The organism is Microbacterium sp. NPDC058342 (genome assembly GCF_042723935.1).
Taxonomy (GTDB): Bacteria; Actinomycetota; Actinomycetes; order Actinomycetales; family Microbacteriaceae; genus Microbacterium.
In genome coordinates, this window is the sequence record NZ_JBHXID010000001.1 from 973,004 (window position 1) to 997,512 (window position 24,509).

Here is a 24,509-nt window from a genome sequence, read left to right on the forward strand (position 1 = left end):
GTTTCCTCCCCAATAGAATGTGATGCGTGATATAGTACCCTAGGTTTCGTCGCGCTTCTACGAGCGTGGTGCTATTTTCAGAGAATGGTGAAACTAGACCGGGAGTGCGATCGTCCTGGCGCCGCCATCCGGTTCGTGGATCCGGGAGGAGAAGGGCAACCCATCGTCTTCACGCATGGCGCAGGCATGGATCACACCGTGTTCCTGGTCCAGGCGCACGCCGCTCAGTTGGCGGGGCACCGCCCGATCCTCTGGGACCTGCGCGGTCACGGTGCATCGCTTTTGAAGCCGGGCGCCCGGTTCACCGCATGCGACGCCCTCGACGATCTCGGCGCGCTGCTGGATGCATGCGGCGGCGAGCGTCCGATCCTCGTCGGGCATTCGCTCGGCGGGAACCTCTCCCAGGCGTTCGTGCGCCGGCATCCCGACCGCGTCCGCGGCCTGATCGCGGTGGATTCGACCTGGAACACCGGTCCGCTGACCCGCGCCGAGCGGTTCGGACTGCGTCTGGCGGATCCGATGCTGGGCATGGTCCCCGCTCGGCGCCTGCCACGGCTCATGGCGAAGGCCTCGGCGGTGCGCCCGGACGCCGTCGCTGAGATCGAGGCGGTCTTGTCCCGGATGCCCGCGCGCAGCTTCCTCGACGTCTGGCGCGCCACCGCCTCTTTGGTGGACCCGGATCCGGCGTACCGCATACCGGTGCCGCTGGGCCTGATCCGCGGCGCCGCCGACCGCACGGGCAACATCTCTTCGGCTATGCCGCGCTGGGCCCGCGCCGAGGGCGTGCGGGAGCGGGTGATCGACGGGGCGGGCCATGTGGTGACCCTCGATGCACCCGAGGAGACCGCGGCGGCTCTGCTGTCGATCGTCGAGGAGATGACGGCATGACCGATGCCAGGCGCTTCGCGGACGAGATGGGCGACATGCTCGCCGCCTGGAATCTGCCCAGGGCGACGGGTCGGGTCTACGGGCATCTGCTGCTGCGCGCCGAGCCCTCCACCGCAGAGGAGCTGCAGCAGGTACTCGGGCTGAGCAGCGGCGCGGTGAGCACAGCGGTGCGTTCACTCGTCTCCTGGGGACTCGCTCGCACTCTTCCCCAGTCCGGCAGTCGCCGGCTGCTCGTGGAGGCCTCAGGCGGCTTCGAACAGCTTCTCGCAGCGAGCCACGAGAGGGCGCGCGCGTTCATCCGCACGCTCCGCTCCGCCGAGGCACTCGCGGAGGACGATCGCGCCGCCAGGCGGCTCGCCGACGTCACCGAGCTGTTCGCCGCCTACACCGCGGTCGGCGAGGCGATGCTGCACGCGCGGGGGCGTCCAGCGGATGAGGAAAGCCCCTTCTGTCCAGGCGATCGTCTCGGCGTCAATTAGCTGCGCCTCGTCGTACGCGACCCGGTGCGGCGCCCATGCAGTGACCGGCACGGGCACGCGTGCGTCCTGTGCGGCGGCCGGTGCTGAGTCTGGTCGACCGTCAATTCGGTCATTGGATCGATTCTGTAGCACCGCGATGGGCTCAGTGAGAACGAACTGCCCACTCGGCGATAGCGTCATCGAGCGCAGAGATTACGTGTTCAGTCTCACTGAGCGGACTTCTCCAGAGGAACTGCTGCATCTCGTCGCTTGCGGACGCCTGCACTCCCGCAACTTCTGCACGATAGATAGCTCCCAGTTCGTCGCGTACCGGGTCCGTCAATGCGAACTGGGCGTATCCCACGAGCTCGAGCGTCTCGATGTGAATCCCTGTCTCTTCTTCGAGTTCACGTCGAGCCGTTTCGACGAAGCCTTCCCCTGGCTCGACGATCCCACCAGGGAGCTCATACTCGCGTCGCCAGGTGTTCAGACCGAACAACACCTGTGCCGTCACGCCATCGACGAGGACGACGAGCGCGAGTGGACACGGCGTCGTCGCGGCGGCGGCTTCAAGCTCCGATGTTGTCGCCTTTATGACAGCGACAAGGTGATTACCGCGATGGTCGACGGCGATCGGTGAACCCATCTCAGAAGGCTACTAAGACGAGACAGCCTCGTCGGCTCGTTCCCGCCGAAACCGATCGTTTCTGGCGGCCTCCGATTTCATGCGCCGCAAACCTGCACCAGAATCGTCAGCGGCAAGAGTCCCGGCAGGTGACCAGGCTCCCTACTCCGCGTGCTTTGACGGCTTCAGGTCGTAGGAACCCAGTAGCGGCGTTTGAGTGTGTGGTTGCGACCCGGGCGAATGTCTTCGAGGACTCCGCCGACCTTCTCGATCACGCCGGCGGATGCAACGTTCGTGTCGTCGCAGGTCACGAGTACGCGTTCGACGCCCCTCGCTGCGAGGTCCGCGACAGCGAGACGAAGAATCTCCGTCGCATACCCCCGGCGACGATATGCGGGCGCGACCGCATACCCGACGTGTCCGCCCTCATTAAGTAAGAACTCGTTCAGTGCGTGGCGAATTGAAACTCGCCCCACCACCTCGCCATCGACGGCCGCTACAAGCCAGCTGCTACGGACGCGCCCCGGAGCGATGTCGATGCCCTCATGTTCGCGACGGACGGCAGCGCAGATCTGCTCCCAGCTGCCATCCACCTGGAGGAACTCGAAGCCGTCCGCGGCGAGCTGTTCATGGAGGTGACGGCAAGCCACCTCGTCAGCCGGTTCAGGAAAGCGAAGCGTCAACACCATTCGGAGACAGTAGCGAAGTTTCTCGGACACGCGCGACAACGAACATGCCTCGCGTGCTTCGCGTCGCCGAGAACGATCGTTTGTGGCTGGTGCGACGCGGGAGGCCTCAGTGGGTTGCCGCTAACGTTCTCCGAAAGTCGCGTATGGCAGACGTTTTCGGCAGCAGTGGAGTGGAGTCCCTCTTCAATGAAGCCGCTCTTAGGCAGTGAAGACCTCAGGGAGAGCTTCAACGAACTCGTTCAAGTGGCTGTACCAAACCGTGTGTGCCGCGCCCGGAATATCACGGACGTGCACGCCGCGAAGGGTTAGCCGTTTGGCGGACTCTTCGGTGATCCAATCACTCGGACGGGCTCTCACGACAATGGATCCGGGCTCTGGCTCCCAACATACGTCGTCACCGACGGAGACCGCGGCCATGGTCGCGGGGTCGAAGCGGTTGGCAGCGTCAGCTTCTGCATTGATCGCGCGCTCGTCGTAGTACGGGCGGGTTCGACGCAACCACTCTCGCTGGCTCCGGAGCCGCCGATCCTGTTCGTACTGTTCGATCAGTGCGCGACGGTCCTGGCCGCCTTGGATGAACATGCCGGCATCAACGTACACCGCCGTGCGCGGGCGCAACCGGCTCACGGCGGCAGCGAGGACGGACCCTCCGTACGAATGACCCAGTGCGACGGTGAGCGGGCCCGGGACGCTCGCGTGCACCGTCTGTACTACCGCATCGGCCGCGGCCGAGACCGAAGACTCTGCGTCACGGGGTGAGTGTCCGTGCCCCGGGAGGTCCACTGCCAGCACGCGGTAGCCGCTATCGATGAGGCGATCGGTCACAGCACCCCAACTTTCACCGGAACCGCACATGCCATGAATGAGCAGGGCGCTTCTCGCCCCACGGCCTGAATCGGCGAGGTTGAGGAGCATCGCACCAGTCAACCACCTGTCTGCCGAAAACGATCGTTTTCGGCGACCTGGTCGACGTCGACGACCAGGTCGCCGACACGCCAGGACATGATCCACCGAAACCCTCTGCCGAACCGAACGGCGCCGAAACCTCGACTGTGCCGGTTTCGGCATGGCACACGAAGTCGGCTACGCCGGAGGGGGTCTGCCACCGGCACGCGTTCGCGGCCTCGTCGAGCACGCTCACGGGCGGCGTCGCGAGGCGTCCGCCAGGTGAGTGCACGGCGAGTTCTTCGGCGGCCTCCACCACGGCGACAGTGAGCGCGGTGACCAGCGGGCCGGCTGTGCCGCGGCCCTCCCTGGAGAGGCTGAAGAGGGTTCCGCCTGCGCGCACGAACGCGGCCGGATCGAACGTCGGCCGCGTGTCGCCCAGCTCGGGAACGATCCACCGCACGGTCGTGCGGTTGGTCAGGCACGCCGCCATCTGCTGCGCCGCGCCGTAGCTGCCGCCGCGCTGCTTGTCTGGGGCGTTCACGGCGCCGGCCACCTGGCCGGGTCAGGTCGAAACCGCGAGATCCCAGGATGCGCATTGGCTCTTCCTCGCTCGGGCGAGTGAGCCATCGGTACGCGTCCGCAATCGCGCGCTGGTCGAGAGCTGCGGTGAGCAGCAGACCGGCCAGGAGGCGGTCGCACGTCCCCGCGCAAGCGCGAGTGCGCGCAAGGTGCGCGTCATCGCAGCGCGAAGCCGCCGTCGCTGCTGAGCACCTGACCGACCACCCAGGAGCCGGCGTCCGTGCAGAGCCACCCGATCAGGTGCGCAGGGTCAGAGGGCCTGCCGAATCGACCGAACGGCGTCGTCTCGAGGAACTCCGGCAACCAGCTCAGATCACGATCGGTCGTCTCGGGATCGAGGTAACCGGTGTTCACCGGACCGGGGTTCACGGTATTGAGCACCACGCCGAGGTCGAGCAGTTCGGCGGCCACGGTCCGGGTCACCCCGGCCAGCGCCGCCTTGCTCGTGGCGTACGCGACCTCACCCCGCAGCGGTCCGTCCGCCTGCCCGGACGTCATCCAGATGACGTGTCCGGTGGGTCTCTCGAACGGACCCGACGCCGGTCTGCGGTCTCCGGGACGCTGTCTTGCCGCATCCGCGGATCCGCGGATGCGGCGGGCGAAGCCGACAGTCAGGAGCATGGATGCGCGGGTGTTGACCTGCCAGTGCTCGTCGAGGCGCTCCGCGGTCATGTCCAGCAGACCGCCGTCGGCGCCGCTCACGGCCTGGTTGCACACCAGGATGTCGAGCGTGCCGGTCAGCCCGGACGCCGCGTCGAGCAACTGCTCGACGGCGGCCGGATCGCGCAGGTCCGCAGCCTGATCGCCCATCACAGCGCCGGGGGTCAGCAGATCGCGGATGCTCTGACGGACGGCGTCGAGATCGTCGCCGCCCCACGGCTGTCCGACGTCGTGCGGGCGGTGGTGATGCAGGAAGACGCTCGCGCCGAGCGAGGCGAGCTGGGAGGCGACGGCGAACCCGATGCCCTTACGGCGTGAGGAGCCGGTGACGAGCGCGGTCCTGCCGCGGAGAGGAAGATGCATGATGAGTCCTTCGGAGTGCGGATGTCGCGACGCGTTGACGGCGCGCGCGGAGAACGGAAGCGGCTCACCTGCATTGCATGTCCGACACGCTAGCATCCGGGCGCTAGCCGACCTGCGCATCCCGGTCAACGGCCTGTGCGCCACGCGCCCGCGGCGCCATGCTAGTGGCATGTGGACTCTGCTGATCGTGCTGCTGGTCGTCTGGCTGGGACTGTCCGTCCTGGGGTTCGTGGTGAAGGGACTGCTGTGGCTGGCGGTCCTCGGCATCGTGCTATTCCTCGGAACGCTGGTGTTCGGCATGTTCCGCAAGGGACGGTCGCGCACCTGACCGCAATCGCGGCCGCTGCGTTCGACAGGGCGCGGTCCTGGCGCTCCAGCGGGCGACGTCACTAGTCTGGCGGCATGATGTACGAGCACCTCGGGGCTCGGCCCCGCATCCACGACACCGCGGTGGTCGCGCCGACCGCCGTGATCTCCGGCGACGTGGAGATCGGGCCGAACTGCCAGGTGCTGCACGGTGCCGTGATCACGGCCGAGGGTGGCCCCATCACGCTCGGCGAGCATGTGATCGTCATGGAGAACGCACTGATCCGGGCCACCGCGGCCAACGCGGTGCACATCGGCGATCACACCCTCGTGGGCACGCTGGCGAGCATAGCCGGGGCGACCGTGGGCGAGGAGGTGTTCTTCGCATCCGGCGCCCGGGTGTTCAACGGCGCCCGCGTCGGCGCCCGCTGCGAGATCCGCGTGAACGCGATCGTGCAGCGTCGCTCCGTGCTTCCGGAGGGCACCGTGGTGCCGATCGGCTGGGTGGCGGTCGGCGACCCGGTGAAGCTGTTCTCACCCGATCGGGCCGACGACATCGCCGCCGCCATGCCCGAGCTCGACTTTCCCGGTCACGTCTTCGGCGTCGACCGGGACACCCCCGACCTCATGGTGCAGCTCACCGAGCGCTACGGCTCATCGCTCGCGCGTCACAGGGATGACCTGCTGGCGTGAGGTGTGGCTTCGGCGAGCCGGCCGCGAATCTCGTCAAACGATGGCGTGGCGGAGATGATCCTCGTGCAACAGCAGACAATCGGCGTCATAGCGTCCAGTCATGAAACTCTCTGAACGTCGCCGCGTCATCCCGCAGGAAGGGGCGCCACTCGTCGGGCACGTCGTCATGGAGGTCCTCGAGCTCGGAGAGAGCGATTCGTCCCTCCCAGTAGTTGTCGCCAGTACGCTGCCCGCCCGTGTACCGCACCAGGATGCCCTGCGGCCATGACTCGAACCCGCCCGGTCGGTCTGTCCACACTCTGATGCCGACGGTGTCGTCCTCGTAGTAGATGAGGTCAGATACCTTCACACCCCGGTAGGTTGCCCATGGGCTGATCACCCGGAGCCCGGGTGAGCCTGCGGCGATCTCACGTCGTGCGGGAATCGCGTCGGGCAAGACCGCCTTGAGGAGCCACATCCGATCGTTCACAGCCGAGTACCCGGTCTGTTCGTAGATCACGTCATCGATGAGCGCATAGTCTCCGAAGCTCAGCCGGATCACGTGGTCTCCACTCACTCCAGAATCGGTCCGCCGCAACGGGCTCGTTCACGGTACCGAGGGCCTCGGATCCTCATCGAAGCCGGAACGGCCCGCTCAGATGACGCCCTGCGCGAGCATCGCGTCGGCGACGCGCTCGAAACCGGCGATGTTGGCGCCCGCGACATAGTCACCGGGGGTGCCGTAGCGCTCGGCGGCGCGGAACGACGCGTCATGGATGTCGGCCATGATGTCGCGCAGCTTCTGCTCGCTGTTGGCGAAGTTCCAGCGTTGACGCGAGGCGTTCTGGCTCATCTCCAGCGCCGAGGTGGCGACGCCGCCGGCGTTGGCGGCCTTGCCGGGGGCGAACAGCACGTCGGACTTCTGGAACGCGTCCACGGCCTCGGGCGTCGAGGGCATGTTGGCCCCCTCGGCGACGGCGCGGACGCCGTTCGCGATCAGCATGCGCGCCGAGTCCTCGTTCAGCTCGTTCTGCGTTGCCGAGGGCACAGCGATGTCGACGGGGACCTCCCAGACGTTGCCGCCCTCGACGAAGCGTGCGCCCGGACGGCGGTTGGCGTACTCGACGATGCGGCCGCGCTCCACCTCCTTGATCTGGCGCAGCAGGCTCAGGTCGATGCCGGCGTCGTCCACGACGTAGCCGGAGGAGTCGGATGCCGTCACGGCGCGCGCACCCAGCTGGGTGGCCTTCTCGATCGCGTAGATCGCGACGTTGCCGGATCCCGAGACCGCGACGCGCTTGCCCTCGAGGCTCTCACCGTGCACCGCGAGCATCTCCTGCACGAAGAACACGGCGCCGTATCCGGTCGCCTCGGTGCGCACCTGCGCACCGCCCCAGCCGATGCCCTTGCCGGTGAGGATGCCCGACTCGTGACGGTTGGTGATCTTGCGGTACATGCCGAACATGTAGCCGATCTCGCGTCCGCCGACGCCGATGTCGCCCGCGGGGACGTCGGTGTGCTCGCCGATGTGGCGGAACAGTTCGTTCATGAACGACTGGCAGAAGCGCATCACCTCGGACTCGCTCCTGCCGTGCGGGTCGAAGTTCGAGCCGCCCTTGCCTCCGCCGATGCCCTGGCCGGTGAGCGCGTTCTTGAAGATCTGCTCGAAGCCGAGGAACTTGATGATCGAGATGTTCACCGAGGGGTGGAAGCGCAGGCCGCCCTTGTACGGACCGAGAGCCGAGTTGTACTGCACCCGGTAGCCGCGGTTCACCTGCAGCTTGCCGGCGTCGTCGATCCACGGCACACGGAAGATGATCTGCCGCTCCGGCTCGACCAGCCGCTCCAGCACGCCGTTCTCGAGGTACTTCGGGTGCCGCTCGAGCACCGGTCCGATCGAGTGCAGGACTTCATGGACTGCCTGGTGGAACTCCGGCTCGTTCGGGTTGAGGCTGCGCACGGCGTCGAAGACGGGCTGTGCGTCGATGCTGAGCGGATGGAAGTCGGCAGTGGTATCGGTCACGCGGGGAAGCTTTCTGGAAGGCGGATGGGGATGCGAGCGATCGTGTCGCGTGATGCTTCGCCGGATCAGGCTGAGTTTTCACCTTACAACGGCTGCTAGGGCGTCCTAGCACCCGTGTCATCCGGTGTTCTGGAGGCCCGCCGCGACTCCGCTGACCGACAGCAGCAGCAGGCGCTGCAGATCCGGGGTCTGCACGGGTTCGCTCGTCGCCGACGTGCGCAGGGCGCGCAGCGCCCGCAGCTGAAGCAGGGAGAGCGCATCCACGTAGGGGGTGCGCAACTGCACGGCGCGCTGCAGGATCGGCTTGTTCTCGAGCAGCACTTCGCCTCCGGTCAGGCGGATGACCCATTCGCGGGTCAGGCGCAGCTCGTCGAGCACGATCGCGGCGAGGTCGTCGCGATCGCCGAGGGCGAGGTACTCGCGCGCGATGCGCTCGTCGGTCTTGGCCAGGCTCATGGCGACGTTGTCGACCATCGTGCGCAGCAGCGGCCACTCGCGGTACGCCTCCTGCAGGGCCCGCTCGTCGCCGACCGCCTCGAGGGCCGTGCCGAGTCCGAACCAGCCGGCGAGGTTGATGCGCGCCTGCGTCCACGCGAACACCCACGGGATGGCGCGCAGATCCTCGAGGGACTCGACCGAGAGACCACGGCGCGCCGGGCGCGATCCGAGCGCCAGCAGCCCGATCTCCTCCATGGGCGTGACCGTCGCGAACCAGGGCGCGAAGCCCTCGGCCTTCACCAGGGAGAAGAAGCGCTCGCGCGAGGCGACGTCCATGACCTTCGCGAAGGACGAGAAGCGCTCGGCGGCGCCGCTGGTGCGCTCCTCGACCGTGGGGGAGGATGCGAGCAGCGTCGCCGCTGCGACCTGGTCGATGTGCCGCATGGCGATGGCGGGCTCGCCGTAGCGGGCGAAGATGACCTCTCCCTGCTCGGTGAGCTTGAAGCGGCCGTCGACCGAGTGCGGCGGCTGCGCGAGGATCGCGGAGTTCGCGGGCCCCCCGCCGCGGCCGAGGGCACCGCCGCGGCCATGGAAGAGGGTGAGGCGGATGCCGGACTCCACCGCCCACTGCGCGATGTCGCGCTGCGCCTCGTACAGCGCGAGGTTCGCGGCGACCGGACCGACGTCCTTGGACGAGTCGGAGTAGCCGAGCATGACCTCGAGCCGGTTGCCGGTGGCATCCAGCCGGGCACGGAACTCTGGGAACCGCACGACCTCGGCGAGGATGCCGGGGGCGGCCCGCAGGTCGGCGAACGTCTCGAACAGCGGCACGACGTCGAGCACGGGGGCGTCGTCGCCCAGCGCGTGCGCCGCGAGCTTGTGCACCGCCGCAAGGTCGTCGGCGGACTGGGTGAACGACACGACGTAGCGTCCCGCGGCGCGCGGACCGAAGCGGCGCTGGATGTCTGCGATCGCGCGGAACACCTCGAGCACCTCGCCCGTGCGCTCGCTGAGCTCGCCGCCGGCCTCGAGCTCGGCGAGCGCCTCGGCGTGCACCTGGGAGTGCTGGCGCACCTCGAGCTCGGTCAGGTGGAAGCCATAGGTCTCCACCTGCCAGATCAGGTGCTGCACCCCGCCGAAGGCATGCCGGGTGGCACCGGCGTCGCTCAGCGACGACTGCAGGGTGCGCAGGTCGCCGAGGAGCTCCTCGGGTGCGGCATAGGCATCCGGCGCGCCGGAGCGGGTCGCGTGCACGCGGTGCGCCAGCGACAGCATCACCCGGCGGTGCGGTTCGTCCGGCGAGCGCTTGGCGATCTCGGCGGCCAGCGACGGCTGCTCCTGCTCGAAGCGGGTCCACAGCGCGGCGACCGCCGCGCTCGGCGGCGTGTCGGCCGCGTCGAGCGTGAGCGTGCGGCCGATCCGCTCGATCGCGCGCTCAAGACCCCGCAGCACATGGTCGGCGGCGATCTCGGCGGCTTCTCTGGTGACCGAGGCGGTGACGAACGGATTGCCGTCGCGATCGCCGCCCACCCAGGAGCCCACGCGCACGAACGCCGGCACTGCCGGCGCGCCGTTGCCGGACGCTTCGCCCCGCAGTGCGTCGTCGATGCGCCGGTACACGTGCGGCACCGTGGTGAAGAGCGTCTCGTCGAAGACGCTCATGACGGTGCGCACCTCGTCGGTCGGCGACGGCTTCTGGGCGCGCAGCGGAGCGGTGCGCCAGAGCGTGTCGACCTCTTCCAGCATCCGGCGGTGCGCGCGGCGCTGCTCCGCGCCGCCGGGGCTCGCCGCGTCGTTCTGGGTGAGCAGGTCGGACAGACGCCGGATGCTGCCGGACACCGCCCTGCGGCGCGCCTCGGTGGGGTGTGCGGTGAAGACGGGGTGGAAGCGCAGCTCGCCGAGCCTCCTCGCCGCCTCGTCGTCGCCCACCTCGCGCCGCAGCTGCGTGTAGGCGGCGGCGACGGTGTCGACGGCATCCTCCCGGCCGGGCTGCCCGGCGCGCTCGCGCAGCACGCGCACGCGCTGGTGCTCCTCGGCGAGGTTGACGAGATGGAAGTAGCAGGTGAACGCCCGCGCGACCTCGTCGGCGCGCTCGATCGTGAAGGAGTCGGCGATGGACGCGGCGCGCTCGAACGCCTCGTCGCCGTCGGCATCCGCCGCCTGGATGGTCGCGAGTCGCAGACGCTCGACGTCCTCGTAAAGGCCCGGGGTTCCGGATTCACGCAGCACCTGGCCCAGCAGCCCGCCCAGCATGCGCACGTCAGCGCGCATGCTGTCGGGAATGCCGTTGGATGCCTCGAATCGGGAGATGACGCGGATGGCTTCGGTGTTCGTGGGTTCGACGGCCATGTTCCGACATTATCCCGGGGATGCCGGGCGTCCCTTCTTCATGACGTGGGCTTTCCCGGGCGACGCGCGAGCGCCGCCTACGATGGACGGGATGCGCATCTCGGCCAACCCCCTTCGCGGTCAGCAGTTCCCCGCAGCCCTCCTTCTCGCGGCGGCGGCGATCGGGCTGCTCGTCGCCAACCTCCCCACCCATGACCCGATCGCGGCGGTGCTCCACGCGCACATCGCGATCCCGGGCACGGCGATGGACCTTTCGGTCGAGGAGTGGGTGGCCGACGGACTGCTCGCGATCTTCTTCCTCGTCGTCGCCATCGAGTTGCGTCACGAACTCACCCACGGCGAGCTCAACTCGCCGCGCAAGGCCGTGCAGCCGGCGATCGCCGCCGCCGGAGGGGTGCTCGTGCCGATCGCCGTCTACCTGCTGATCGCGGGTCCGGCTTCCGCGTCCGGCGCCGCCACCGCATCCGGTTGGCCCATCCCCACCGCGACCGACATCGCGTTCGCGCTCGGCGTGCTGGCCATGTTCGGGAAGGGCCTGCCCGGCGCGGTGCGGGTGTTCCTGCTCGCGCTCGCCATCCTCGACGACATCATCGGCATCGTCTTCATCGCGGTCCTCTTCGCACACGACGTGGACTGGCTGATGTTCGCGCTCGCCGTGGTCGCCGTCGCGGCGTTCTGGGCGCTCAGCCACTGGCTGCACGCCACCGGTCATTCCGGGATCGCGGTGGCGATGGGCGTCGTGGGCGTGATCGCCTGGGGGCTGATGGCGGTGTCGGGCATCCACGCCACCATCGCCGGCGTCCTGCTCGGATTGGTGATGGCGCCCGTGCCCGCTGAGCGGGTGCGGCACGCTCTCGAGCCGACGGTGAACGGCCTCATCCTTCCCGTGTTCGCGTTCGTCGCCGCCTTCGTCGTCATCCCGCAGGTGGCGCCGAGCGAGCTGTCGCCGGCGTTCTGGGGCATCCTGATCGCCCTCCCCGTCGGCAAGGTGATCGGGATCACCCTGTTCGGCTGGCTGAGCCTGCAGCTGCGTCCGCGTGGCACGGCGCCTGCGCTGGTGCTGCCCGACCTGATCGCCGCCGGGGTGCTGGGCGGCATCGGGTTCACGGTCTCCCTGCTGCTGGCCAACCTGGCGTTCGCCGGCGATGCGACGGTGCGCGACGAGGCGATCCTCGGCGTGCTCGCGGGCTCGCTGATCGCCCTGGTGCTGTCCGGAGTGGTCGTCTCGATGCGCGCCCGTCACTACCGCAGACTCGCGACGGACTGAGGAGGCACCCGTGACCGACCCGCTGCAGATCTCCGACCCGCTCCGTGCCGCAGCGGAGACCATGCGCCTGGTTCGCGAGCGATGCGTCTGGTCGCAGCAGATCACCCATCGCGACCTCGTCCCCTATCTCATCGAGGAATCCCATGAGCTGATCGATGCCGTCGAATCCGACGACCGCGTCGAGCTGCGCGAGGAGCTCGGCGACCTGCTGTGGCAGGTGCTGTTCCACTCCGCCGTCGCCGCACAGGACCCGGACGACCCGTTCGACATCGACGAGGTCGCCCGCGGGCTCACCGAGAAGATGGTGCGCAGGCATCCGCATGTCTTCGGCGATGCGGTCGCGAACACGCCGGAAGAGGTGCTCGTGCACTGGAACGCAGCCAAGGCCGCGGAGAAGCGCGAGCGCCGCAGCGTGCTCGACGGAGTCCCCTCGGGCATGCCCGCCCTCGCTCGCGCACAGAAGGTGCTGGGTCGGGCGTCGAAGGTCCTCGAGGTCCCGGCCGAGGGGCCGACCCCCGCGTCCGAGGCCGAACTCGGCGAGACGCTGCTGGCCCTCGTCGCCAGGGCGCGCGAGCAGGGATGGGACGCCGAGCGCGCCCTGCGCGAGCGGCTGCGACTGCTCGAGACGGACGTGCGGGCGGCGGAATCGCGTCACTGATTCGCCGGGCGCAGCGCCCGTGGCGGACACGACGTCGATCGGGACCTGGGAAGATGGACGGGTGGCAACCGTGAACCCGCCGCGCGGCATGCGCGACTTCCTCCCCGCTGACAAGGCCCGTCGCGAGCGCGTGCTCGCCGTGATCCGCGATCGCTACCGCGCGCACGGGTTCGACGAGATCGAGACGCCCGTGGTCGAGGAGTACGACCGGCTGCACGCGGGCATCGGCGGCGACAACGAGAAGCTCTCGTACAACATCCTGCGCCGTGGGCTCGACGCCGACGGCATCCGCGCCGCCGCCGACGACCCCGCCGCGCTCAGCGATCTGGGTCTGCGCTACGACCTCACCGTTCCGCTCGCGCGCTTCTACGCGACCAACCGCGGGCAGCTTCCCACCGTGTTCCGATCGATCCAGATCGGGCCGGTGTGGCGCGCGGAGCGCCCGCAGAAGGGGCGCTACCGCCAGTTCGTGCAGTGCGACATCGACATCATGGGCGACGAGAGCGCGCGGGCCGAGGCCGAGCTCATGGTCGCCTCGCTCGACACGATCGACGCGCTCGGACTCGAGGGCGGCATCGTGCGGGTGAACGACCGTCGCGTCCTGGACTGGATGCTGGACTCGTTCGGCTTCGCGGCGGAGGAGCGCCCCGGGGTGCTGATCACCATCGACAAGCTCGACAAGGTCGGCCCGGAGGGCGTGGCCGCCGAGCTGCGGGAGCGCGGCGTGTCGGCATCCGCCGTCGACGCGTTCGAGACGTTCCTGACCCGCCCGCAGACGATGGAGCACAACCTGTACGGGGAACGGCAGATCCGCAAGGCGCTTCCCGAGGGCGCGCCCGAGGAGATCGTCGCGCACCTCGTGAGTCTGGGGGAAGCCGTCGTCTCGGCGCGCCCGGAGGCGGGCGAACCGCCGCTCGTGTACGACCCGTTCCTCGTGCGCGGCATGGGCTACTACACGGGCACGATCTTCGAGCTCGCGCACCCGTCGGTGGGATATTCGCTGGGGGGCGGCGGTCGCTACGACGGCATGATCGGGCGCTTCCTCGGCCAGCAGGTACCGGCGGTGGGCTTCTCGATCGGGTTCGAGCGCATCGTCGATCTGGTCGCGGAGCGGGAGGCGGATGCTGCGCAGGCGGTCGTGCTCGTGCACGACGCCGACGTGCCGGTGACCGAGCTGCTGGCGCACAAGGCGGCGCTGCTCCGCGACGGCGGCGCGGCGCGCGTGCGCCTGGAGCGGCGCACGAAGAACCTCAAGGCGCTGCTGGAGCGCTCCGCCGCCGACGGCTACACCGGCTTCGCGTCCGTGCGCGCCGGGGAGGAGCCGGGGGCGGCGGAGATCAAGCCCCTCGGCTGAGGGGCGGTGCATGGTGGTTCCGGAGGCCTGAGCCGAGCGCGCCCATTCACGAGGCGTTCACGTCGGGTCGCTGAGCCCCGATCGTGTCCGAGTCCGAGCCAGTGCGACCGAGGCAGGCGGCGGATGCTGTCAGCCGGCCGCCCCGTCGGCCGGCGCGGCGGAGAACGAGGCCGCCCACTCCGCGACTCGTCGGACGCTCTCCTCCTCGGAGAGGTCCTCGACGCGGCTCATGACCGACCAGCGCACCCCGAAGGGATCGCGGATACTGGCGAACCGATCGCCCGAGACGAAGTCGGACGGCGGCTCGCGGAGCACCGCGCCGGCGTCGACGGCGCGCGCGACGACCGCGTCGACGTCCGGCACGTAGATGCCCATCGAGTAGCAGACGTCCTCTCCCTGCGGCGGTGCGACCAGGTGGTACTCGGGCGACGGCTCGCCCAGCTGCAGGCATCCGGTGCCGAAGTCGAGATCGGCGTGCGCGACCACGCCGCCGAACTCCGTGACGTCGACCACCCGTGCCCCGAAGACGTCGCGATAGAACGCGAGCGCTCCGGCCGCGTCGGGGATCGCGAGGAACGGGGTGAGCGAGGTCGACCCGTTCGGGCGGCCGTCGGTGGTGTGCGTGCCGGTGAGACCGGCCTTGGTGGTGTCCATGATCCGACGGTACGAGTCCGCGCCGGGGCACGTCTTGGAGATTCGCGACAGGGATGTCGCCGGTCGCGCCTAGGGTCGATGACGTGATCGATGCGCGACGCGGGATTCTGTACCCGGGACGGATGCCGCGGTTCCACCGTCTCCCGCCGACCGCTTCCGCCGAGCATCTGGTGGCCTGGTTCTGGATCCCGGAGTGGGATCTTCCGCCGGGGGAGAGCTCACGGCAGGAGGTCGTCGCCTATCCCGCCTTGAACCTCGTCGCGGATCCGTCGGGTCTGCAGCTCGTCGGGGCGACGACCCGGGCGACGCATCGGGATCTGACCGGCAGCGGCTGGGCCGTCGGCGCGCTGCTGCGGCCCGCCGGAGTGGCGGCGCTGACGGATGCCCCGGCGGCGCTGCGCGACTCGTGGGCGTCTCTGGAAGCGCCCGAGATGCTTGCACGGCTCACGGCGGTGATGGCCGCTGACGGCGGCGAGCGGATCGACGGCGCGGTCTCGATCGTCTCGCAGTGGCTCGCCGACAGGGCGGGGGCGCCGACGGATGCCGGGCTGCAGGCCAACGCCATGTCGGACCTGCTCATGACGGATGCCACCGTGCGCACCGCCGAGCAGGCGGCCACCCGCCTGGCCGTCTCCCTGCGCACGCTCCAGCGCATGACCCACCGCTATGTGGGCCTGCCGCCGCTCGCGATGATCCGCCGGCGACGGCTTCAGGACGCGGCGCAGCGGCTGCGTGAGAATCCGGATGCCGACCTCGCGGCGCTCGCGGCAGAACTGGGCTACGCCGACCACGCCCACCTGACCGGTGATTTCCGCGACGTGCTCGGGGTGGTGCCCAGCGGCTACCGCCGGGAGCTGTCCGGCGCTGTTCTTCGGTCCGGAGTCGCAGCGTCGCACCACGACTTGTTATAGTTTATCTATAACTATTGGAGGTGACATGCTCATCAGGATCGATGCCGACAGTTCAGCGACGATCTTCGATCAGGTCGCGGCCTCGGTGCGTTCGGACATCCTCACCGGCCACCTCGTTCCCGGCGACCGGCTGCCTTCCGCCCGCGACGTGGCCGCCGCCCTCGACATCAACGTCCACACCGTGCTGCGCGCCTATCAGCAGCTGCGCGATGAGGGACTCGTCGACCTGCGCCGCGGCAGGGGAGCGGTGATCTCCGCATCCGCCGGCCCGCTGGTCGAGCTCGCCCACGACATCCGCGCGCTCGTCGCCCGCGCCGCCTCTCTCGGTATCGCACCCGCCACTCTCGCCTCGCTGGTGAAGGAGACCACCGTATGAACCACGACGCTCGCCGCTCCCGCACCGCATTCATGTGGGCGGGGCTGATCGCGCCGTTGGGGCTACTCGTCGCGGCTGCCGTCATGATCATCGCGTGGATGCCGGAGCTGCCCGATCCGATGGCGATCCACTGGGGCGAGGACGGTGTCAACGGATACGCGGCGAAGTGGGCGTACATCCCTCTCGTGCTCGGCATCGGCGTCGCCGCGGTGGTCTTGACTGCCGTGCTCGCGATGGTCGCGCATCGCCTGCCGCAGAGCAGCGCGAAACCGGCGATCGGACAGTGGTCGTCGACGGCCCGATTCATCGGCGCGCTAAACCTGGGCCTGGGCGCGATGATCGCTTTCCTCGCGGGGTCCGGCGCCTGGATGCAGCGCGGATTGTCGGATGCGGTCGATACGCCGGACATCGGCATCCCGACCCTCATCGGATTCGCTCTGCTGGCCGCACTGGCCGTGCTCGGCTGGTTCCTGCAACCGCGAAGCCCTGAGCTCGAATCGGGACGACCTGCTCCGGCAGGCAGCATCCCCCTGGCCGCCACGGAGCGCGCAGCGTGGTTCGGCACGGCGACGATGGCGCGCGGCGGCGTGATCGTGCTCCTTGCCCTGTTGTCGATGCTGGCGGTCATGTCCGTGTTCTTCCTCGCGCTGGGGGAGGACGGCTCGTGGGTCCTCGTCATCGTGACGATCGTGATGGCGCTCACGATCGGGACGATGGTCGTTTTCCGGGTGCGGGTGAACGCCGACGGTCTTCGTGTGCGCTCTCTGCTGGGATGGCCGGACAACCACATCCCACTGGACCGCATCGAGAAGGTCGAGACCGTGCAGCTCGATCCCTTCCGCGAGTTCGGAGGCTGGGGCTGGCGCCTGGGCCTGGACGGACGCCGAGGCGTCGTGCTGCGCACCGGGGAGGCGCTTCAGGTGACGCAGAGCAATGGGCGGGTCTTCGTCGTCACGCTCGACGGCGCGTCGGCCGCTGCCGCCACCCTCGAGACGCTGCGTGCCCGCACGACGCGCGACTGAGCATCAACTGCTACTCAGAAGGAGCCGATCATGATCCGCATCCCGCCACTCGCCACCATCGCCTACCTCGTACTCGCGTTCGGCCTGGCCTGGGTGGTCGCTCTGCCGCTCTGGCTGGGGGACGGCCTCGCGACGCCGGCCGCCGCGCTGCTGCTGCCGGTGATGATGTACACGCCGGCCGCGGCCGTGCTGATCGTGTTGTTCGTGATGCGACCGATCCCGAAGGGACAGCGGCTGCGGTTCCTCGGCCTGTGGCCGCTGCGGCCCGCCAAGCGGGTGATCTGGCTGAGCGTGCTCGGGATCTTCGGTCCGATCGTCCTCATCGTCCTCGCGATGCTGCTCTCCGCCGGGCTCGGCTGGTTCCAGGCTGATTTCGCCGGGCTTTCCGGTTTCCGGCAGGCCATCGAGGCGACGGCGCCCGCCAGCACGCCGCTGCCGCCGGCGGCGCTGCTGGTGGCGGCGCAGCTGATCGCTATCCCGTTCGCCGCGGTGACCATCAACGCGCTTGCCGCGTTCGGTGAGGAACTCGGCTGGCGCGGCTTTCTCGTGCCGGCGCTTCGCCGGTACGGCACGTGGCCCGCGCTGCTGATCAGCGGCGCAGTCTGGGGACTCTGGCACGCGCCCGTCATCCTTCTCGGCTACGACTTCGCCCGCACTGACATCACCGGTGTGCTGCTCATGACCGGCGGATGCGTCGTGTGGGGCATCCTGCTGGGCTGGCTGCGTCTGCGCAGCGCATCGGTGTGGCCGGCCGTCTTCGCGCACGGCGCGATGAACGCGGCCATGGGTCTGCCGGTGGTGTTCATCGCGGCCGGGACGACGTTCGATCCTGCTCTGGCCTTCGCACTCGGCGTCTCCGGCTGGATCGTCGGCGTCGTCGTGATCGTCGTCCTGCTGCTGACCGGCCAGTTCCGTCGTCAGCCTGAGCTCGCCGGGTCGCGCGCACCGAAGCATCCGTCCACGCCCGCACCCTGAACCTCCGCCGAAGCCCCTCGTCCCCCTCGCAGTTACGAAAATCAGGGGGCGTTGGCGATCTTGGGGTTCTCGATGCTGGCTCTTGACCCGGGGAGTGCGCCGGGGTTGAGTGAGCACATGGACTCCACTCCGGGCGCATGGCGCGCCGCCGACGACTTCCTCACCGAGATCCTGGTCGGGCGCGATCCGGCGCTGGAGGCGGCCCTCGCAGCCCAGCGCGAGGCGGGGATGCCGGAGATCGAGGTCGCTCCCGTCGCCGGCAAGCTGCTGAATCTGCTCGTGCGCATGTGCGGAGCCCGGCGCGTGCTCGAGATCGGCACCCTCGGCGGCTATTCGACGATCTGGATGGCCCGCGGCGTGGGTGCCGAGGGACGAGTCGTCACCATCGAGGCCGAGGCCGCCCACGCCGAGGTCGCCCGGAGGAGCATCGACGCGGCCGGAGTGGGGGAGCGGGTCGACATCCGGGTCGGCCGCGGCGCTGATGTGCTTCCCACGCTGGCGGGGGGATTCGACCTGATCTTCATCGACGCCGACAAGGAGTCGAACACCGTCTACCTCGACTGGGCGGCGAAGCTCGGGCGACCCGGGACGGTGGTGGTCGTCGACAACATCGGGCGCGACGGCGAGATCGTGGATGCGGATACCTCGGACTCCAAGGTGATCGGCACGCGCGAGGGGCTGCGGATGCTCGGCGACGACCCGCGGTTCGACGCGACGGCTCTGCAGACCGTCGGCGTGAAGGGCTGGGACGGCTTCGCTCTCGCCCTGGTCGTGTGAACCGGGCCGACGGAGGCTGCGACCGCTCCGCGACACGTGTCCGCGGGCGCGCGAGTCCCCCCGCGCTAGACTGGCGAGCGGATCGACGTCGCTCCACCACCCCTTCCCTCCCTTTCGAAGGAGCACTTCTGTGGCACTGATCGAGGCTGTAGGCGCACGCGAGATTCTGGACTCGCGCGGAAACCCGACCGTCGAGGTGGAGGTGCTCCTCGACGACGGCATCGTGCAGCGGGCCGCCGTCCCCTCCGGCGCTTCGACCGGCGCCTTCGAGGCGTACGAGCTGCGCGACGGCGACAAGAGCCGCTACGGCGGCAAGGGCGTGCTGAAGGCGGTCGAGGCCGTCATCGACGAGCTGGGCCCCGCCATCGAGGGCGTCGAGGCCAGCGAGCAGCGCATCATCGACGAGATCCTGATCGAGGTCGACGGCACCGACAACAAGAAGCGCGTGGGTGCCAACGCCATTCTCGGCGTCAGCCTCGCGGTCGCCAAGGCCGCGGCCGACTCCGCCGACCTGCCCCTGTTCCGGTACCTCGGCGGTCCCAACGCGCACCTTCTGCCGGTCCCGCTGTTCAACGTCATCAACGGCGGCGAGCACGCCGACAACGGCATCGACTTCCAGGAGTACTTCCTCGCCCCGATCGGCGCCGACACCTACTCGGAGTCGCTGCGCTGGGGCGTGGAGACCTACCACGTGCTCAAGTCCGAGCTGAAGTCCGCCGGCTTCAACACCGGCCTCGGCGACGAGGGCGGCTTCGCCCCCGACCTGCCCAGCAACCGCGAGGGGCTGGACTTCCTGCTCAAGGCCATCGAGAAGGCCGGGTTCACCCCGGGCAAGGACATCGCCGTGGGCCTCGACGTCGCGGCGACCGAGTTCTTCTCGGACGGCGTCTACCGTCTCGAGAACAAGGACTGGTCGGCCGACCAGCTGATCGAGTACTACGAGGGCCTCGTCCGCGACTTCCCGATCGTCACGATCGAGGACGCACTGGCCGAAGATGACTGGGACAGCTGGAAGGCGCTCACCGACGCCCTCGGGTCGAAGGTGCAGCTGGTCGGCGACGACCTGTTCGTCACCAACCCGTCGCGTCTCGCCGACGGCATCTCCCGCGGCGTCGGCAACTCGCTGCTGGTCAAGGTGAACCAGATCGGCACGCTCACCGAGACGTTCGACGCCGTCAGCCTGGCACACCGCTCCGGTTACACCGCGATGCTCTCGCACCGCTCCGGCGAGACCGAGGACACCACCATCGCCGACCTCGTCGTCGCGACGAACTCCGGTCAGATCAAGACCGGAGCGCCCGCTCGCAGCGAGCGCGTCGCGAAGTACAATCAGCTTCTGCGCATCGAGGAGGAGCTGGGCGACGCGGCGGTGTTCGCAGGCACCTCGGCGTTCTCGCGCTTCCAGGGCTGAACGGGCGCACCAGGCGACAACACGGAGGAGGGGGAGCATGGCACGACGACCGGCTCCCCCTTCGCCGTCCCCGGAGCCCGCGACGGCATCGGGAACGGGAAGGGGCCGTGCGTCGGCAACGCGCAGAGCGGGCGGCTCGGGGCGCCCGGGCCGGAGTGTGGACGTGCGGGAGTGGGCCGGAGGCATCCGGCTGTCGGGCTTCGCCGCGATCATGCTGTCGCTGGTGGTCCTGGGGACCTGGGTGCTCGTGCCCACCATCGGCACGTACCTCGACCAGCGCCAGAGGATCGCGGCGCTCGAGCAGTCGGTGCAGCTCACGAAGGACCAGATCGCGGCACTCGAGCAGGAGCGCACCCGCTGGTCCGATCCGGCCTACATCACCACGCAGGCGCGCGAGCGGCTGTACTACGTCAAACCGGGCGAGGTCGTCTACCTCGTCGACAACGATCTCGACCCCGCTGAGATCCCGCCCGCTCAGCATGAGGTGAGCGATCAGATCGAGGAGCGGCCGTCCGACTGGATGCCGCAGTTGCTGCGTTCGCTGACCTCCGCAGGACTGGCGAAGAACGCCGTCCAGGAGCCGGCGGGATGAGGCGTCCGCGCGCGAGGCGCTGAGACATCACACAGGTCCGGACCCGTACGCTGGACGTGTGACGAGACCGCCCTATCAGCCCCCGACCGCTGCCGAGCTCCAGGTGGTCTCGGATCAGCTGGGGCGCACCGCGCGGGGCGTGGTAGGCATCGCCGCGCGCTGCGTCTGCGGGAACCCGACCGTCGTCGCCACCGCACCTCGTCTGGCCGACGGCACGCCGTTCCCGACGTTCTACTACCTGACCCACCCCGCCGCCACGGCGGCCATGTCCACGCTCGAAGCCGAGCAGGTCATGCCCGAGCTGGCACTTCGGATCGAAGAGGACCCCGAGATCGCGGCGGCGTACCTCGCCGCCCATCGCGCGTTCCTCGCGGACCGCGCCCAGTACGGCGAGGTGCCCGAGATCGACGGCATCTCCTCCGGAGGCATGCCCACGCGAGTGAAGTGCCTGCACGCACTCGCCGGTCACGCGCTCGCGGCCGGTCCCGGGGTCAACCCCATCGGCGATGCGGCCCTCGAGCGGGCCGGCTGGTCGCCCGACCGCTGCGCCTGCGCCGACCCCGGCGCGGCACTGAGGACGAGCGAGGCGGGATGACCCGAAAGCGGATGCTGGCAGGCATCGTCGTGTCCACGGCGATGGTGGCATCCCTGTTCCTCGCGGCGTCGCCGGCGGTCGCCGCCCCGCCCCGGGCGACGCAGACCACCCCCTCCCCGACTCCCACCTCACCCGTCGCCGACGACCCGTCCGATCCGGTGCGCGCCAAGGAGTACTGGCTCGACGGTGCGCGCATCCGCGATGCCTGGCAGGTGACCAGAGGCGAGGGCGTGACGATCGCGGTGATCGACACGGGCATCGGCAAGCCCCCGGTCACGTTCGACGGCGCCGTCGCCGACGGCACCGACGTGTCGGGCAGCGGAAGTCCCGACGGCAGGACACCGGTCGGCGTGCGCGACCCCAACCACGGCACCTGGGTGGCGTCTCTGGCGGCGGGCCGCGGCCGGCCCGACGGGACGGGCATCATCGGGGTCGCGCCCGAGGTCGATCTCCTGTCGGTCTCCATCGGCTTCGGCGCCTCTGCGACGGTGCCCTTCAGCGAACAGATCGCCGAGGGCATGCGCTGGGCCGTCGACCACGGCGCCGACATCATCAACCTGTCGCTGACGACGAACACGCTGGACTGGGACGAGAGCTGGGACGACGCGTTCCTCTACGCCTTCGAACACGATGTGGTGGTGGTCGTCGCAGCAGGCAACCGCGGCAGCGGCACGTCGATCGTCGGGGCCCCCGCCACGATCCCCGGTGTGCTCACCGTCGGCGGCGTGGATCAGACGGGCACCGCCAGCCGCGATGCGTCGACGCAGGGCATCACGATCGGCATCATGGCACCGAGCGAGTCGCTCATCGGGATGTCGGCAGACGGCGAGGTCGTGAACTGGGACGGCACCAGCGGCGCGGCGCCGATCGTCGCGGGCGCCGCCGCGCTGGTGCGCGCGGCGCACCCGGAGCTCGATGCGGCGAACGTCATCAACCGGCTCATCCGCACGGCGATCCCGGTGGACGACATGCGGGCCACCCCCGACGTCCTGTACGGGTACGGCCTGCTCGACGCGGAGGCTGCGGTCACCGCATCCGTGCCGAAGGTGACAAAGAACCCGATGGGCGACCTGAAGGAGTGGGTCCGCCTGTACCGCAGGGCGGAATCTCCGGACGAACCGACGCCCGAGGGAACCGCGACACCCGTCGCCGTTCCGCCGCTGCCGGCACCGCAGCCGCCTGCCGAAGCGGGTTCGCCGCTGCTCCCGTCCGAGCAGACCCTGCTGTACGGTACCCTGCCGCTTCTCGCACTCACCGTGCCTGGTATCCTGATAGCGCTTGGCGTCACCGCAGCTGCCCGGCGCATCCGAACGGAGCGCGGTCGACGCACTCCCACACCATGACGACGAGGAGTTGTCCCCCTGTGCCTCAGAACAGCACTGCACCCCGCATTCTGATTGTCGGCGGAGGATACGCGGGTTTCTACACCGCGTGGAAGCTCGAGAAGCACCTCCGCAAGGGTGAGGCGGATGTGACGATGGTGGATCCGCTGCCGTACATGACGTACCAGCCGTTCCTGCCCGAGGTCGCCGCCGGCTCGATCGAGCCGCGCCACGCGGTAGTCGCGCACCGTCGCCACCTCAAGCGCACCAACGTCATCACGGCGAAGATCACGGGCATCGACCACGCGAACAAGGTCGCGACCATCGCGCCGCCCGTCGGGGAGCCCTACCAGTTCGAGTACGACCAGATCGTCGTCACGGCCGGCGCGGTCTCGCGCACCTTCCCGATCCCCGGCATCGCCGACAACGCGATCGGGCTGAAGACCATCGAAGAGGCGGTCGCGGTGCGCGACAAGCTCCTGTCGAACTTCGACAAGGCCGCCGCCATCCCCGCCGGTCCCGAGCGCGACCGCCTGCTCACCGTCGTGGTGGTCGGCGGTGGCTTCGCCGGCATCGAGGCCTTCGCCGAGCTGCGTTCGCTGGCTTCGTCGCTGGTGTCGAAGTACCCGCAGATCTCGTTCGAGGACACCCACTTCCACCTGATCGAGGCGATGGGCCGGATCATGCCCGAGGTGTCGCTGAAGACCAGCGAGTGGGTGCTCAAGGACCTCGCCAAGCGCGGTGCCAGCGTGCACCTCGACACCCAGGTCACCGGCGCGGTCGGCGGCGATGTCGAGCTCTCGACCGGTGAGGTCATCCCGACCGACCTGATCGTGTGGACCGCGGGCGTCATGGCCAACCCCACCGTGGTGCGCGGCGGCGACCTGCCCGTCGAGGAGCGCGGTCGCATCCAGACTCGAGCCGACCTGCGCGTGGGCACCGCCGAGCAGCCCGTCGAGGGAGCGTGGGCCGCCGGTGACGTCTCGGCCGTCCCCGATCTCTCGGGCGGTGGCGTCGGCGGATACTGCGTGCCGAACGCCCAGCACGCCGTGCGCCAGGCCAAGCTGCTCGCGAAGAACCTCGTTGCCGTGCTGCGCGGTGAGGGCACCAAGGACTACTTCCACAAGAACCTCGGCGCCGTCGCCGGCCTGGGCCTCTACAACGGCGTCTTCCAGTCGGGCAAGCTCGCGCTCAAGGGCTTCGTCGCCTGGGTCGCCCACCGCGGCTACCACGGCCTGGCCATGCCGACCTGGGAGCGCAAGTGGCGTGTGCTGTGGGGCTGGTGGAACAACCTCTGGCTGGGCCGCGACATCGTGAACCTCAAGGCCGTGCAGCAGCCTCGCGAGGCCTTCGAGGAGTTCGCGGCGCGCCCGCGCCCGGCGGCGGCACCCGCCGCGCCGGCGGCACCTGCGGCGCCCGCGGCTCCCGCACCGAAGGCGGAGCCGGCCGCGGCGGATGCGGAGAAGGCTGCTCCTGCCCAGGCGGCGGATGCGGCGAAGCCCGCCGCGAAGAAGGCTCCGGCCGTGAAGAAGCCGGCTGCTGCGAAGAAGCCCGCCGCCGCGAAGAAGCCGGCCTCGAACGAGGCATCCGCTGCGAAGAGCGCTCCCGCCAAGGAGACAGCGGAGGCCAAGGCCTGAGACCCCTGCATGACCGGGAC

At 69.4% G+C, this 24,509-nt stretch carries 26 protein-coding genes; 17 read left to right on the forward strand and 9 right to left on the reverse strand.

The features are described 5' to 3' along the window. Positions 1-84: 84 nt before the first annotated feature. Positions 85-888, forward strand: coding sequence for an alpha/beta fold hydrolase (locus ACFWHT_RS04335; protein WP_378825785.1), 804 nt, complete (start codon positions 85-87; stop codon positions 886-888). After that, positions 885-1,367 (forward strand): GbsR/MarR family transcriptional regulator, encoded by a 483-nt coding sequence (locus ACFWHT_RS04340; protein ID WP_378825788.1) that lies wholly within the window; start codon positions 885-887, stop codon positions 1,365-1,367. Before ACFWHT_RS04335 ends, ACFWHT_RS04340 begins: the two co-directional genes overlap by 4 nt. 142 nt (positions 1,368-1,509) lie before the next feature. Here the strand turns inward: ACFWHT_RS04340 and ACFWHT_RS04345 are convergent, their stop codons facing one another. The 5 genes from ACFWHT_RS04345 to ACFWHT_RS04365 all read right to left on the reverse strand — a co-directional run bounded on the left by ACFWHT_RS04345 (position 1,510) and on the right by ACFWHT_RS04365 (position 5,150). Further along, positions 1,510-1,992, reverse strand: coding sequence for an NUDIX domain-containing protein (locus ACFWHT_RS04345; protein WP_378825790.1), 483 nt, complete (start codon positions 1,990-1,992; stop codon positions 1,510-1,512). 164 nt (positions 1,993-2,156) lie between these two features. Beyond that, entirely contained in the window at positions 2,157-2,660 is a 504-nt protein-coding gene (locus ACFWHT_RS04350) for a GNAT family N-acetyltransferase (protein WP_378825792.1), read from the reverse strand. Between the two features lie 198 nt (positions 2,661-2,858). Then, complete coding sequence (locus ACFWHT_RS04355) at positions 2,859-3,485, reverse strand: alpha/beta hydrolase (RefSeq protein ID WP_378825793.1); 627 nt, start codon at positions 3,483-3,485, stop codon at positions 2,859-2,861. Between the two features lie 13 nt (positions 3,486-3,498). After that, the gene (locus ACFWHT_RS04360) at positions 3,499-4,089 is read right to left on the reverse strand and encodes a hypothetical protein (protein WP_378825795.1); all 591 of its coding nucleotides are present in this window, start codon (positions 4,087-4,089) and stop codon (positions 3,499-3,501) included. Between the two features lie 194 nt (positions 4,090-4,283). Continuing rightward, the gene (locus tag ACFWHT_RS04365) at positions 4,284-5,150 is read right to left on the reverse strand and encodes an SDR family oxidoreductase (RefSeq protein WP_378825797.1); all 867 of its coding nucleotides are present in this window, start codon (positions 5,148-5,150) and stop codon (positions 4,284-4,286) included. A gap of 169 nt (positions 5,151-5,319) precedes the next feature. Here ACFWHT_RS04365 and ACFWHT_RS04370 point away from each other — a divergent pair, with 169 nt between their 5' ends. After that, the gene (locus ACFWHT_RS04370) at positions 5,320-5,478 is read left to right on the forward strand and encodes a hypothetical protein (RefSeq protein WP_378825798.1); all 159 of its coding nucleotides are present in this window, start codon (positions 5,320-5,322) and stop codon (positions 5,476-5,478) included. 74 nt (positions 5,479-5,552) lie between these two features. Further along, on the forward strand, positions 5,553-6,149 hold the full coding sequence (locus ACFWHT_RS04375; RefSeq protein WP_378825800.1) for a gamma carbonic anhydrase family protein: 597 nt from the start codon (positions 5,553-5,555) through the stop codon (positions 6,147-6,149). Positions 6,150-6,234: 85 nt separating this feature from the next. On the opposite strand, the gene ACFWHT_RS04380 is transcribed toward ACFWHT_RS04375, so the two are convergent. The 3 genes from ACFWHT_RS04380 to ACFWHT_RS04390 all read right to left on the reverse strand — a co-directional run bounded on the left by ACFWHT_RS04380 (position 6,235) and on the right by ACFWHT_RS04390 (position 10,938). Next, positions 6,235-6,690 carry a hypothetical protein gene (locus tag ACFWHT_RS04380; RefSeq protein WP_378825802.1) on the reverse strand — a complete coding sequence of 152 codons (456 nt, stop codon included), beginning with the start codon at positions 6,688-6,690 and terminating at the stop codon, positions 6,235-6,237. A 93-nt stretch (positions 6,691-6,783) separates the two neighbouring features. Next, positions 6,784-8,115, reverse strand: a complete 1,332-nt coding sequence (gdhA, locus tag ACFWHT_RS04385) for an NADP-specific glutamate dehydrogenase (RefSeq protein WP_378827889.1) — start codon at positions 8,113-8,115, stop codon at positions 6,784-6,786. 153 nt (positions 8,116-8,268) lie between these two features. Beyond that, a complete protein-coding gene (locus ACFWHT_RS04390) occupies positions 8,269-10,938 on the reverse strand; it encodes a phosphoenolpyruvate carboxylase (RefSeq protein ID WP_378825804.1) in 2,670 nt (889 codons plus the stop codon). A gap of 91 nt (positions 10,939-11,029) precedes the next feature. Between ACFWHT_RS04390 and ACFWHT_RS04395 the strand changes: the two genes are divergently transcribed. From ACFWHT_RS04395 to ACFWHT_RS04405, 3 genes are all read left to right on the forward strand, one after another. Continuing rightward, complete coding sequence (locus ACFWHT_RS04395; protein ID WP_378825805.1) at positions 11,030-12,205, forward strand: Na+/H+ antiporter NhaA; 1,176 nt, start codon at positions 11,030-11,032, stop codon at positions 12,203-12,205. 61 nt (positions 12,206-12,266) lie between these two features. Continuing rightward, positions 12,267-12,863: a MazG family protein gene (locus ACFWHT_RS04400; protein ID WP_378827891.1), complete on the forward strand. Its 597-nt coding sequence runs from the start codon at positions 12,267-12,269 to the stop codon at positions 12,861-12,863. 88 nt (positions 12,864-12,951) lie between these two features. Further along, complete coding sequence (locus tag ACFWHT_RS04405) at positions 12,952-14,217, forward strand: histidine--tRNA ligase (RefSeq protein WP_378827893.1); 1,266 nt, start codon at positions 12,952-12,954, stop codon at positions 14,215-14,217. A gap of 129 nt (positions 14,218-14,346) precedes the next feature. On the opposite strand, the gene ACFWHT_RS04410 is transcribed toward ACFWHT_RS04405, so the two are convergent. Beyond that, positions 14,347-14,871: a VOC family protein gene (locus tag ACFWHT_RS04410; protein WP_378825807.1), complete on the reverse strand. Its 525-nt coding sequence runs from the start codon at positions 14,869-14,871 to the stop codon at positions 14,347-14,349. An 83-nt stretch (positions 14,872-14,954) separates the two neighbouring features. Here ACFWHT_RS04410 and ACFWHT_RS04415 point away from each other — a divergent pair, with 83 nt between their 5' ends. The 10 genes from ACFWHT_RS04415 to ACFWHT_RS04460 all read left to right on the forward strand — a co-directional run bounded on the left by ACFWHT_RS04415 (position 14,955) and on the right by ACFWHT_RS04460 (position 24,489). Beyond that, the gene (locus ACFWHT_RS04415) at positions 14,955-15,782 is read left to right on the forward strand and encodes a helix-turn-helix domain-containing protein (RefSeq protein WP_378825808.1); all 828 of its coding nucleotides are present in this window, start codon (positions 14,955-14,957) and stop codon (positions 15,780-15,782) included. 25 nt (positions 15,783-15,807) lie between these two features. Then, entirely contained in the window at positions 15,808-16,158 is a 351-nt protein-coding gene (locus ACFWHT_RS04420) for a GntR family transcriptional regulator (protein ID WP_378825811.1), read from the forward strand. Next, a complete protein-coding gene (locus tag ACFWHT_RS04425; protein ID WP_378825813.1) occupies positions 16,155-17,180 on the forward strand; it encodes a DUF1648 domain-containing protein in 1,026 nt (341 codons plus the stop codon). Before ACFWHT_RS04420 ends, ACFWHT_RS04425 begins: the two co-directional genes overlap by 4 nt. Positions 17,181-17,210: 30 nt before the next feature. Further along, entirely contained in the window at positions 17,211-18,155 is a 945-nt protein-coding gene (locus ACFWHT_RS04430; RefSeq protein ID WP_378825814.1) for a CPBP family intramembrane glutamic endopeptidase, read from the forward strand. A gap of 117 nt (positions 18,156-18,272) precedes the next feature. Then, a complete protein-coding gene (locus tag ACFWHT_RS04435) occupies positions 18,273-18,932 on the forward strand; it encodes an O-methyltransferase (RefSeq protein WP_378825816.1) in 660 nt (219 codons plus the stop codon). 130 nt (positions 18,933-19,062) lie between these two features. Then, positions 19,063-20,343, forward strand: a complete 1,281-nt coding sequence (eno, locus tag ACFWHT_RS04440; protein ID WP_378825818.1) for a phosphopyruvate hydratase — start codon at positions 19,063-19,065, stop codon at positions 20,341-20,343. A 163-nt stretch (positions 20,344-20,506) separates the two neighbouring features. Further along, positions 20,507-20,935, forward strand: coding sequence for a septum formation initiator family protein (locus ACFWHT_RS04445; RefSeq protein ID WP_378825820.1), 429 nt, complete (start codon positions 20,507-20,509; stop codon positions 20,933-20,935). Between the two features lie 58 nt (positions 20,936-20,993). Next, entirely contained in the window at positions 20,994-21,530 is a 537-nt protein-coding gene (locus tag ACFWHT_RS04450; RefSeq protein ID WP_378825822.1) for a DUF501 domain-containing protein, read from the forward strand. Continuing rightward, positions 21,527-22,873: a S8 family serine peptidase gene (locus ACFWHT_RS04455; RefSeq protein WP_378825824.1), complete on the forward strand. Its 1,347-nt coding sequence runs from the start codon at positions 21,527-21,529 to the stop codon at positions 22,871-22,873. Before ACFWHT_RS04450 ends, ACFWHT_RS04455 begins: the two co-directional genes overlap by 4 nt. Positions 22,874-22,893: 20 nt before the next feature. Then, positions 22,894-24,489 (forward strand): NAD(P)/FAD-dependent oxidoreductase, encoded by a 1,596-nt coding sequence (locus ACFWHT_RS04460; RefSeq protein WP_378825826.1) that lies wholly within the window; start codon positions 22,894-22,896, stop codon positions 24,487-24,489. The last annotated feature ends 20 nt before the right edge of the window (positions 24,490-24,509 follow it).

Coding starts and splice junctions, on each gene's coding strand:
- ACFWHT_RS04375 (WP_378825800.1), top strand. CDS start 5,553: ATGATGTACGAGCACCTCGGGGCTCGGCCCCGCATCCACGACACCGCG.
- ACFWHT_RS04400 (WP_378827891.1), top strand. CDS start 12,267: ATGCGCCTGGTTCGCGAGCGATGCGTCTGGTCGCAGCAGATCACCCAT.
- ACFWHT_RS04390 (WP_378825804.1), bottom strand. CDS start 10,938: ATGGCCGTCGAACCCACGAACACCGAAGCCATCCGCGTCATCTCCCGA.
- ACFWHT_RS04410 (WP_378825807.1), bottom strand. CDS start 14,871: ATGGACACCACCAAGGCCGGTCTCACCGGCACGCACACCACCGACGGC.
- ACFWHT_RS04425 (WP_378825813.1), top strand. CDS start 16,155: ATGAACCACGACGCTCGCCGCTCCCGCACCGCATTCATGTGGGCGGGG.
- ACFWHT_RS04435 (WP_378825816.1), top strand. CDS start 18,273: ATGGACTCCACTCCGGGCGCATGGCGCGCCGCCGACGACTTCCTCACC.
- ACFWHT_RS04405 (WP_378827893.1), top strand. CDS start 12,952: ATGCGCGACTTCCTCCCCGCTGACAAGGCCCGTCGCGAGCGCGTGCTC.
- ACFWHT_RS04365 (WP_378825797.1), bottom strand. CDS start 5,150: ATGCATCTTCCTCTCCGCGGCAGGACCGCGCTCGTCACCGGCTCCTCA.
- ACFWHT_RS04335 (WP_378825785.1), top strand. CDS start 85: ATGGTGAAACTAGACCGGGAGTGCGATCGTCCTGGCGCCGCCATCCGG.
- ACFWHT_RS04340 (WP_378825788.1), top strand. CDS start 885: ATGACCGATGCCAGGCGCTTCGCGGACGAGATGGGCGACATGCTCGCC.
- ACFWHT_RS04350 (WP_378825792.1), bottom strand. CDS start 2,660: ATGGTGTTGACGCTTCGCTTTCCTGAACCGGCTGACGAGGTGGCTTGC.
- ACFWHT_RS04345 (WP_378825790.1), bottom strand. CDS start 1,992: ATGGGTTCACCGATCGCCGTCGACCATCGCGGTAATCACCTTGTCGCT.
- ACFWHT_RS04370 (WP_378825798.1), top strand. CDS start 5,320: ATGTGGACTCTGCTGATCGTGCTGCTGGTCGTCTGGCTGGGACTGTCC.
- ACFWHT_RS04430 (WP_378825814.1), top strand. CDS start 17,211: ATGATCCGCATCCCGCCACTCGCCACCATCGCCTACCTCGTACTCGCG.
- ACFWHT_RS04395 (WP_378825805.1), top strand. CDS start 11,030: ATGCGCATCTCGGCCAACCCCCTTCGCGGTCAGCAGTTCCCCGCAGCC.
- ACFWHT_RS04420 (WP_378825811.1), top strand. CDS start 15,808: ATGCTCATCAGGATCGATGCCGACAGTTCAGCGACGATCTTCGATCAG.
- ACFWHT_RS04455 (WP_378825824.1), top strand. CDS start 21,527: ATGACCCGAAAGCGGATGCTGGCAGGCATCGTCGTGTCCACGGCGATG.